The sequence below is a fragment of the Mycobacterium sp. genome (assembly GCF_049673265.1).
Classification (GTDB): Bacteria; Actinomycetota; Actinomycetes; order Mycobacteriales; family Mycobacteriaceae; genus Mycobacterium.
Genome location: NZ_JBATXN010000215.1, coordinates 1 through 9711, shown reverse-complemented (window position 1 = coordinate 9711; position 9711 = coordinate 1). Strand labels below are relative to the sequence as shown.

Sequence of the window (9711 nt, the reverse complement as noted above, 5' to 3'; positions counted from 1 at the left end):
GCTGCGCACCATCGGGTTGCTGTTCTTCATTGCCGTTGTGGCGACGACGTTTTCGCTGGCCGCCCGCGCGAGCGGAGGCATCGACCACGAGCAGCGCCGCGGATTACCGGGACAGATGGCGCACTCGTTGATCCCCATTGTGGTGGGATACATCTTCGCCCACTACCTGTCCTATCTGGTGGAGCGCGGTCAACAAGCGGTGTTCGCCCTCGCCGATCCGCTCGGTCGAGGATGGAACCTGCTCGGGCTGGCGCACCTGCACGTCGCCTATGTGCTCTCACTACATCCCAGCGTTCTTGGCGTGATCAAGGTGTCATGCGTGGTGACCGGCCACATCGTCGCGGTGATTGCGGCCCACGACAAAGCGCTGCGGCTGCTGCCCGCCGGCCATCAACTCACCGGCCAGCTCACCATGATGCTGGTCATGGTCGGCTACACGTTTACCGGTTTGTACTTGCTCTTCAGCGCCTAGACTCGGTCCGTCGCCTCTTTGCTGAGGAGTCTCTATGCAGGGCCGTTCGATGCTTCGCGTCTGCCTCGCCGCCGGTGTGGCCATCCCGGCTGCCAGCTTGATACCGGTCACCGCGCCCAGACCCGCCAGCCAAGCCCGCGATGTGGTGTTGACCAGCGGTGACACGGCGGATTCCGCGCTCGGGGGTGGCACCGCATTTGTCATCGGCGGCAGCGGCCTTCCGACGCCGCCGCAAAGTTACGTGGATGCCGTCGACCAGCTATACCTTGAGCCGCGAGGATTCACGGGCATTGCGCAGGCGCTGGATACTCCCGAAGGGTTGTATCCGGTGACCGGGGTGCACAGCCTGCTGTTCGACACGTCAGCTGCGCAGGGGCAACAGATTCTGGACGCCGCAATCTTGCATGAGATCGCCACCGGGCACGTCGACGCCGCCAACCCAGTGGTCGTGTTCGGCCTCTCGCAGAGCTCTGTGATCGCCTCGACCACCATGACCGAATTGGCCAACCAGGGTGTGCCCAGTGATGACGTGCACTTCGTGTTGATTGGCGATGAAAGCAACCCCGACGGCGGCGTACTGGAACGCTTCGACTTACCTGCGGGCACCGACCCGAGCTTCCCCAGCCTGGGCTTCACGTTGACCGGCGCGACGCCCGCCGACCTCTACCCGACCGACATTTACACGCAGGAATACGACGGCTTCAGCGACTTCCCGAGATATCCGCTCAACCTCATCTCAGACCTCAACGCTCTGCTGGGAATCCCCTACGACCACGGCGCCTATCTAGGGGACACCCCCGAACAGATCGCTTCGGCCATCCAGTTGCCAACATCGGTGGCAGACACCTTGACCAACTACTACATAATCCCGGACGACAGCCTGCCCCTCTTGGACCCGCTGCGGCTGGTTCCAGTCGTCGGACAGCCGCTTTACGACCTGCTCGAACCCGACATGCGCGTCCTGGTGAACCTGGGCTACGGGAGCATCACCGACGGCTGGGACCAGGGGGATGCCGATATCCCCACCACGCTCGGGCTGTTCCCGACGAACCTCGACGGGACCGCCATCTCCGCCGCGTTGAGCAGCGGCCTACAGCAAGGAATTAACACAGCCATCCAGGATCTGGAAAGCCCAGCCAACTACCAAATAACGCCACTGACAGATAATCCGTCGCTGACGACGCTGTTGACCGGCGCCTTCAACACCGGCCTGACCGACACTCTGCAACCGTCGCCGACGCAGCTATTCGAAATTTTGAAGGAGGCGCTGGGCGGCGCAGCAAACTACCCGATTTCGGACGCAACGTTGCTGTCGTCGCCGACCGATATTCTCAACGATCTGTCCGGCACCCTTGCAGCCGACTACGCGGCCTTGCTGCCGATTGCCGACACCGTCGATGCGCTCCTCACCAGCCTGCCCGCATACGACGCGAGCATGTTCACCGACCAGCTAGAGGCCGGCAACCTGATCAACGCGATCGGTGACCCAATCGCCGCCGACGTGGTCATGCTTCCGTTCATCCTCTTGCTCGGCACCGCGGTACCCATCGCCGAGGCGACCGCAGGAACCCTGGTCAACTTGGTGGACCTGATCCCGTAGCGGTCAGCTGATCAGGTGCTCGACGCGCTTGCTGCCGTCCCAACGGCGCAAAGCTGCGAAGCCGCCACCGATCTCTGAGGGTCGACCCGCGATTCGCAAGGCCCGCCCGAGCTGGCCTCCCCCAACCCGGCGGGCCAGCGTGACGTGCGCCGTCCACTGATCAGGCAGGCAATTTGCCATCGGACCGGGCGTCAGATACGGGCCGCAGGCGCGGTGCACCTCAGCGTGCAACGCGAGTAGCTCAGCGTTCGGCACGATAAGCCGGGCCAGCACGGCGTTGGATCTGCCGAACAGCAGCGACGCCCCGACGGCACACCTCAGCGGAAGTCGCTGCGCCACCGGCCGCAGCAGCGCGTCGACGTCCGGCGCGATCCGCTCGGCCACCGCCAGCGTCACGTGCGGACGACTGGCCGGGGCCTGGCTGGGAATGCCCGCCGCGGCCAGATCCGCCCAGATGTGACGGATCGCCGCCTCGGTGTCGCGGTCGAAGACCAGCTCGATCGAATGAACCATTAGCCGACCAGCGCGGTTACCCATTCGCGGTCGAACGCGTGCGCGCTCATCGCGGCGAACTCGCCGGCGTCCATCGATGCCGCACCGGCGGGCAGCGCAGCGCGCAGCGGCGCCAGGCGCGCCAGCGCAGACCGGTTGGAGGTCTCCACCACGCCCGGCCGAAGCGGCCAGGTACCGATCACCAGCCCAGCGCATGAAATTCCATGTGCAGCAAGCGATTCCACTGTCAGCGCGGTGTGATTGAGAGTGCCGAGCTCGGCGGTGGCCACCACCAGCACCGCCGCGCTCAAGTCGGCCGCAAGGTCGCGCAGCGTCACGCTCGCGTCGGCGAGTTCGACGAGCAGGCCGCCGGCGCCCTCGACCAGCGTCAACTGCCCCGGGCGGTCGAGTGTGCGGATGAGTTTCAGCACGTTCGCGCGGGTGGGCAATGACGTCCCGGCCTGCTCGGCAGCGGCCAACGGCGCCAGCGGCTGCGGGTAACGGGCCAGCCCGACCACCTTGGTCAGCCCCGATAACCGGGTCACCTCGGCGAGGTCGTCGTCACCGGCGTCGGTGCCGGTCTGCACCGGTTTGCACACCGCGACGTCGACGCCGGCCTGCCGCGCGGCCGAGGTCAGAGCGGCGGTCGCGACGGTCTTGCCGACCCCGGTCCCCGTCCCGGTGACAATCAGTACCGTCAACGCCGTGCCGCGCGAAGCGCGTCGGTCAGCACCGTGCGGGCCAGCTCGACGTCGTCGGCGTCCAGCGAGGCGCGCGCGGTGAGCCGCAGCCGCGACGTACCGGCGGGCACGGTCGGCGGCCGGAAGCAGCCCACCCGAACCCCGGCGTCCAGGCAGGCCGTCGCGGCCGCCAGCGCCACCTCCGGTGCACCCAGGATCACCGACACCACAGCCGATTGCGGAATGTTAGGTACGTCGCAGATCTGCGCCAAGGTGCCCGCAAGCTGCAGCACCGCAGCGGGCCGCCACGGCTCCGCGCTCAGCACACGCAGCGCGGCCAGCGCGGCGCCGACCGCCGCCGGGGCCAAACCGGTGTCGAAGATGAACGGCCGGGCCGCGTCGATCAGGTGATCGCGCACGGCACCCGATGCAAGCACCGCGCCGCCCTGGCTGCCCAACGCCTTGGACAGCGTGGTCGTCATCACCACGTCGGGCGCGCCGGCCAGGCCCATCTCGTGCAGCAGCCCGCGCCCGCCGGTGCCACGCACGCCCAGCCCATGGGCCTCGTCGACGATCAGCAGCGCGCGGTGCCGACGGCACACCTCATGCAGCTGCCGCACCGGGGCCAACGCGCCGTCGGCGGAAAACACCGACTCGGTGATGACGACGGCCCGCTCCTCGTCCCGCGACGCCAACGCCGCGTCCACCGCGTCGACGTCGCGGTGCGGGGTGACCACCACCCGCGCCCGCGACAGCCGACACGCGTCCACCAGCGAGGCGTGCGAGTAGGCATCCGACACCAGTAGCGAGCCTGCGCCGGACAAGCCGACGACCGCCCCGAGGTTCGCCGTGTATCCGGAGGAGAACACCAAACCCGTTGCGGCGCCCACGAATTCGGCTAGCGCGGACTCGAATTCCTCGTGCAGCACGGTATTACCGGTAACCAGGCGGGAACCGGTGGCGCCCGCGCCCCAGGTGCGCAGCGCGTCCACTCCGCCTTCGATGACCTGCGCGTGCTGCGAAAGACCTAGATAGTCGTTGGACGCCAAATCGAGTTCGGTGGCCACTGCCGGCCGCGGCCGCAGCGCGCGTCGCAGCCCGGCCTGTCGGCGCTCCTGTTCCACCGCCTCCAGCCATGCCAGCGGTGACGTGTCGATCTGCGTCATCGCACTAGAGCCTACGAGAGCCGGTCAGTCGGGCCACCTCCACCATCGCGGAGGTCACCTCCGCGATCTCGTCAGGCGTGCAGATGAACGGCGGCATCGCGTAGACGAGGTTGCGGAACGGCCGTAGCCACACCCCGCGTTCGACGGCCGCCGGGGTGGCAATCGCCAGGTCGACGGGGCGGTCGCATTCGACGACACCGATGGCCCCGCACACCCGGACGTCGATCACTCCCGGCAGTGTCCTGGCCGGTTGCAGACCGGCGGTCAGGCCGGCGCTGATCTCGGCAACCTTCGACCGCCAATCCTGGCTGAGCAGCAGCTCGACGCTGGCCACCGACACGGCGCAGGCCAGCGGGTTGGCCATGAATGTCGGCCCGTGCATCAGCGCTCCGGCCTCGCCGTGGCTGATGGTGTGCGCGACGTCGGTGGTGCACAGGGTGGCCGCCAGGCTGAGGTAGCCGCCGGTCAGGGCCTTGCCGACGCACATGATGTCGGGGCTGACGCCGGCGTGGTCGGCGGCGAACAGCTCGCCGGTGCGGCCGAATCCGGTGGCGATCTCGTCGAAAACCAGTAGCACGTCATGTCGTCGGCAGATCTCGCGCAGGTCGACGAGGTAGCGCGGATCGTGGAAGCGCATTCCGCCCGCGCCTTGCACGACCGGCTCGACGACCACGGCGGCCAGTTCGTCGGCGTGGTCGGCGAGCTGCGCCTCGAACGCCGCGCTATAGGCCGCGTCGTAGTCGCCGGGCACCTGCGGCGCGAAAACCTGGGAAGCCAGAATGTCCGTCCACAGCGAATGCATGCCGCCGTCGGGGTCGCAGATGCTCATCGGGGTGAAGGTGTCGCCGTGATAGCCGCCGCGCCAGGTCATCAGGCGCCGTTTGCCGGGCCGGCCGCGGCTGCGCCAATACTGCAGCGCCATCTTGACCGCGACCTCGACCGACACCGAGCCGGAGTCGCAGAAGAACACCGTCTCCAGCCCCGATGGCGTGAGCTCTACCAGCAGCTGGGCCAACCGCGCGGCGGGTTCGTGGGTCAGCCCGCCGAACATGACATGGTTCATCGTCGCCAGCTGCGCGGCTATCGCCGCATCCAAGACGGGGTGCCCGTGGCCGTGGATGGCCGTCCACCAGGAACTCATCGCGTCGAGCACCTCGACGGGCTCACCGTCGCGGATCACCGTCAGCCGGGCGCCGCTCGCGCCGACAGCGACCACCGGAGGCACTGTTTCGGCGCCGATCGTGCTGTAGGGATGCCACAGATGCGCCGCGTCGATCGCGCTGATCTGCTCGGGCGTGAGCCCAGGGGTCGGCGCGGTCATAGAAAACGAGGGTAAAGCAGGCCTTGTCGCGAAGCCTTCGGTCGCAGAAACGCTGACCATCCGGCAGCATTGAGCAACCATGGCTTCGCCGCAACAGTTCGACGACCCCTCAGCGGGCGACCACCCCGACGCGCCGCCACGGGTACTGCGGCTGCGGCTGGTCCCGTGGGACGTCGTCTGCACCATCGCTTTGCTGGCTGCGCTGCTGGTCGCGGCCACCGCGACGGATTGGGGATCGCAGCTCTTCGGCTTCCTCAAGGACGTGTGCACGGGTGACGATTGCCCACCGGTGCCCTACGGCGTCGACTTCTATATCTACCCGGTGGTCTGGGGCGGCATCGGCGCGGCGATCGCTGCGGCAGTGGTCGGCCCGGCGGTCTCGCTGCTGAAGGGGTGGTACCTGTCCCTTTGGCCGTTGTTGGCGGTCGCCATCGTCGTCCTCAGTTCCGTCGTCGGCTCGATGTTGACCACTTTCTGCGGGCAGTACTGGCACTGACGGCGCCGGCTTGCGCAACGTCGTGACAGAACCGCGATGAGATCGAAATCACAATTGCGCGGTGAGAATTGAGCCTCTGGCCTGCGAGGGGTCACCGTTGGGTCACGGTACGACAAAAAATGCCTTGTGAGGCGCCGTTGGGGTGGCCGCCGCGGTCATTTGTTGCCAAAGTGTCTGTAGTGACTGTTGTGAATCCAGCGGTTCACCGAGGGTTCACGTCGGCACCGCATAGGTAACGGCGTGCGGCCCCCAACGGGGCGGGCCAGCGCATGAGTCTCCGTGGTGAACCGGAAGGAATGGCGGCGGACGCGCGAGGTCACCGCGCTGACGCCACAGAGAGGTGATCGACATGAGACCCAGCTACGCGGTCCCAATCAGCCTGGCCCTGTTGCTGACGCTTCCGATGCTCAACCCGGCTTCCGCGACCGCTGACCCCCAGGGGCCAACCCTGCCGGGGCCGTCGGTGCAGAGTCCGGCCCTGCCGGCACCGTCAGCGCAAACGCCGACCCTGCCCGGGTCGCCAGTGCAGGGTCCGGCACTGGTCGGCCACACGCAGTCGACCAGTTATGTGATTCAGCGTGCGCTTTCGCAGCGCGGCGTGCCGTTCCTGTACGGCGGCGGCAGCGCCGCGGGCCCAACTCGCGGCACCGGGCTGAAGGCAAACATCGTCGGTTTCGACGCCTCGGGTCTGATCCAGTACGCGTATGCCGGCGCCGGGCTCAAGATGCCGCGGACCTCGGGCGAGCAGTGCAACGTCGGCCGCAAAGTCGCGCTTTCACAAGCAAAGCCCGGCGACCTGATGTGCTACGGCCCCGCTGGCACCCAGAGCGTCGCGATGTACCTCGGCAACGGCCAAATGATCGAGGCCACCGAGCCCGCCGTCACGATTTCGCCGGCGCGCACCAACGGGATGGTTCCGTATCTGACCCGAATCATCGAGTCCTGACCGGGCACTCGCCGACGCGCTGTTAGCGCGCTGCCGGCGGTAGGCAGGTTGGGTAGATTGTCTGTCAATCATGATGACCGCCTACCCGACCCGTCCGGCCGTCGGTCCTATCGCGGAATCCGCCCAGTCCGCGATCGGGAACCGCAACGCAGGGTTCTACCGCCACGATTTGGACGGGCTGCGCGGCATTGCCATCGCGCTGGTCGCGATGTTCCACGTCTGGTTCGGCCGGGTTTCCGGCGGGGTGGACGTGTTCCTCGCGCTGTCCGGGTTCTTCTTCGGCGGCAAACTGCTGCGCGCGGCACTCAACCCGGCGTCCTCGCTGTCGCCGGTGCCCGAAGTGATCCGACTGGTCCGCCGATTGCTGCCGGCGCTGGTGGTGGTATTGGCCGCATGCGCGGTGCTGACCATCCTGGTTCAGCCCGAGACTCGCTGGGAGACCTTCGCCGACCAGAGCCTGGCCAGCCTTGGCTATTACCAAAACTGGGAGCTGGCCAGCACGGTGGCCGACTATCTGCGTGCGGGTGAGGCGGTCAGTCCGCTGCAGCACATCTGGTCGATGTCGGTGCAGGGCCAGTTCTACATCACTTTCCTTGCACTGGTTTTCGGGTTCACTTATCTATTCCGGCGCTGGTTCGGCGATCGTCTCGGCGACCGGTTGCGGACGGTGTTCGTGCTGCTGATTGGCGCTCTTGCGGTGGCATCGTTCGTCTACGCGATCTTTGCGCACCAAGCCAATCAGGCGAGCGCCTACTACAACAGCTTTGCGCGGGCATGGGAGTTGCTGCTGGGGGCGCTCGTCGGCGCACTGGTTCCCTACATCCGCTGGCCGATGTGGCTGCGCACGGTGGTCGCCACCGTCGCGTTGGCAGCGGTGTTGTCCTGCGGCGCGCGCATCGACGGCGTCAAGGAGTTCCCGGGTCCGTGGGCGCTGGTCCCCGTCGGGGCCGCCGTGCTGTTCATCCTCGCCGGCGCTAATCGGCAGGCCCATCCCACTACCCGTGACAAGATGCCGCTGCCAAACCGGTTGTTGGCGGCCGAGCCGCTGGTGAAGCTCGGCGCGATGGCCTATTCGCTGTACCTGTGGCACTGGCCGCTGCTGATTTTTTGGCTCGCGTACACCGGTCACCGGCGCGCCAACTTCATCGAAGGCACGGCGGTGTTGCTGTTATCCGGTGTGCTGGCCTATCTGACCACCCGCTTCGTTGAAGACCCGCTGCGACACCGCACCGGGGTCAACACCGCGCCCGAGCCAGGCCCGGTCATTCCGTGGCGGGCGCGGCTGCGCCGTCCCACCATGGTGCTCGGATCAATGGTGGCGATGCTCGGCGTGACGCTGACCGCGACGGCATTCACCTGGGTCGAGCATGTCAGCGTGGAGCGCGCCAGCGGCAAGGAGCTCAGCGGACTCAATTCCCACGACTATCCCGGCGCCCGCGCACTGGTCAAGCATGTGCGTGTGCCGAAGCTGAAGACGCGGCCCACCGTGCTGGAAGCCCAGACGGATTACCCGCCGTCCACCCGCGACGGCTGCATCGGCGACTTTGCCAACACGTCCGTGATCACGTGCACCTACGGCGACAAGGACGCCCCCCGGACCATCGCCCTTGCCGGTGGCTCGCACGCCGAGCATTGGCTGACCGCGCTGGATCTCGTCGGACGCCGACACCACTTCAAGGTGACGACCTACCTCAAGATGGGCTGCCCGCTGTCCACCGAACAGATGCCGTTGGTGATGGGCAGCAATGCGCCGTACCCGGAGTGCCGCGACTGGGTGCCAAAGGCCATGGCCAAGGTGGTGGCTGACCATCCGGACTATGTGTTCACCACATCGACCCGGCCCTGGAACATCAAACCCGGAGATGTGATGCCGGGAACCTATGTCGGGATCTGGCAAACGTTCTCCGACAACAACATTCCGATCCTCGCGATGCGCGACACCCCGTGGCTTGTCAAGGACGGTCAACCGTTCAACCCGTCGGACTGCCTGGCCAAGGGCGGTGACGCACTGTCGTGCGGTATCAAGCGCTCCGACGTGCTGGCTGACTACAATCCCACTCTCGATTGGGTCGAGCAGTTCCCGCTGCTCAAACCGCTGGACATGAGCGATGCCGTCTGTCGCCCCGACATCTGCCCCGCCGTCGAGGGAAACGTGTTGGTATACCACGACGCTCATCACCTATCCGCGACCTATATGCGCACGATGACCAACGAGTTGGGTCGCCAAGTCGGGGCGGCCACCGGCTGGTGGTGACGCCCGCGCCGATAAGGTCGAAGGATGCCGCCGTCAGACCCCACCAATGGTGCCGCAGTGACTCCACCCGAGCTGGTGACTGTATGGCCGGGCAGCAGTTACCCGCTCGGCGCCACTTTCGACGGCGGTGGCACCAACTTCGCGCTGTTCTCCGAGATCGCTGAAAAGGTCGACTTGTGCCTGATTCACGACGACGGGCACGAGAGCCGAATCCCGCTCGACGAGGTTGACGGATACGTTTGGCACGCATATCTACCGACGGTCAGCCCGGGACAGCGCTACGG

The 9711-nt window shown here is 66.8% G+C and carries 8 protein-coding genes and 2 pseudogenes; 6 read left to right on the top strand and 4 right to left on the bottom strand.

All coding sequences use genetic code 11. The annotated features are described in order from the left end of the window. Together WBF82_RS07605 and WBF82_RS07600 are read left to right on the top strand one after the other, a co-directional pair. Positions 1–472 (top strand): annotated as a pseudogene (locus WBF82_RS07605) (hypothetical protein); the annotation flags it as partial. Between the two features lie 34 nt (positions 473–506). Next, positions 507–2072 carry a PE-PPE domain-containing protein gene (locus WBF82_RS07600; protein ID WP_424382444.1) on the top strand — a complete coding sequence of 522 codons (1566 nt, stop codon included), beginning with the start codon at positions 507–509 and terminating at the stop codon, positions 2070–2072. Between the two features lie 3 nt (positions 2073–2075). Here the strand turns inward: WBF82_RS07600 and WBF82_RS07595 are convergent, their stop codons facing one another. The 4 genes from WBF82_RS07595 to WBF82_RS07580 are packed head-to-tail and all read right to left on the bottom strand — an operon-like array spanning position 2076 to position 5731. Beyond that, a complete protein-coding gene (locus WBF82_RS07595) occupies positions 2076–2585 on the bottom strand; it encodes a 2'-5' RNA ligase family protein (RefSeq protein WP_424382443.1) in 510 nt (169 codons plus the stop codon). Then, positions 2585–3265 carry a dethiobiotin synthase gene (gene bioD, locus WBF82_RS07590; protein ID WP_424382442.1) on the bottom strand — a complete coding sequence of 227 codons (681 nt, stop codon included), beginning with the start codon at positions 3263–3265 and terminating at the stop codon, positions 2585–2587. The genes WBF82_RS07595 and bioD overlap by 1 nt, the downstream gene beginning before the upstream one ends. Then, on the bottom strand, positions 3262–4410 hold the full coding sequence (locus WBF82_RS07585) for an 8-amino-7-oxononanoate synthase (RefSeq protein WP_424382441.1): 1149 nt from the start codon (positions 4408–4410) through the stop codon (positions 3262–3264). The genes bioD and WBF82_RS07585 overlap by 4 nt, the downstream gene beginning before the upstream one ends. Positions 4411–4414: 4 nt before the next feature. Further along, a complete protein-coding gene (locus WBF82_RS07580; RefSeq protein ID WP_424382440.1) occupies positions 4415–5731 on the bottom strand; it encodes an adenosylmethionine--8-amino-7-oxononanoate transaminase in 1317 nt (438 codons plus the stop codon). Positions 5732–5810: 79 nt separating this feature from the next. Here WBF82_RS07580 and WBF82_RS07575 point away from each other — a divergent pair, with 79 nt between their 5' ends. The 4 genes and pseudogenes from WBF82_RS07575 to WBF82_RS07560 form a co-directional block, all read left to right on the top strand. Continuing rightward, complete coding sequence (locus WBF82_RS07575; protein WP_424382439.1) at positions 5811–6227, top strand: hypothetical protein; 417 nt, start codon at positions 5811–5813, stop codon at positions 6225–6227. 349 nt (positions 6228–6576) lie between these two features. Continuing rightward, positions 6577–7173, top strand: a complete 597-nt coding sequence (locus WBF82_RS07570) for an NlpC/P60 family protein (protein ID WP_424382438.1) — start codon at positions 6577–6579, stop codon at positions 7171–7173. Positions 7174–7243: 70 nt separating this feature from the next. Continuing rightward, the gene (locus WBF82_RS07565; protein ID WP_424382437.1) at positions 7244–9427 is read left to right on the top strand and encodes an acyltransferase family protein; all 2184 of its coding nucleotides are present in this window, start codon (positions 7244–7246) and stop codon (positions 9425–9427) included. A 24-nt stretch (positions 9428–9451) separates the two neighbouring features. Beyond that, positions 9452–9711, top strand: a pseudogene (locus WBF82_RS07560) (glycogen debranching enzyme); the annotation flags it as partial.

Excerpts from the sequence above, each read along its gene's own strand:
- WBF82_RS07600 (WP_424382444.1), top strand. The coding sequence starts at position 507 with ATGCAGGGCCGTTCGATGCTTCGCGTCTGCCTCGCCGCCGGTGTGGCC.
- WBF82_RS07595 (WP_424382443.1), bottom strand. The coding sequence starts at position 2,585 with ATGGTTCATTCGATCGAGCTGGTCTTCGACCGCGACACCGAGGCGGCG.
- WBF82_RS07585 (WP_424382441.1), bottom strand. The coding sequence starts at position 4,410 with ATGACGCAGATCGACACGTCACCGCTGGCATGGCTGGAGGCGGTGGAA.
- WBF82_RS07580 (WP_424382440.1), bottom strand. The coding sequence starts at position 5,731 with ATGACCGCGCCGACCCCTGGGCTCACGCCCGAGCAGATCAGCGCGATC.
- WBF82_RS07575 (WP_424382439.1), top strand. The coding sequence starts at position 5,811 with ATGGCTTCGCCGCAACAGTTCGACGACCCCTCAGCGGGCGACCACCCC.
- WBF82_RS07570 (WP_424382438.1), top strand. The coding sequence starts at position 6,577 with ATGAGACCCAGCTACGCGGTCCCAATCAGCCTGGCCCTGTTGCTGACG.
- WBF82_RS07565 (WP_424382437.1), top strand. The coding sequence starts at position 7,244 with ATGATGACCGCCTACCCGACCCGTCCGGCCGTCGGTCCTATCGCGGAA.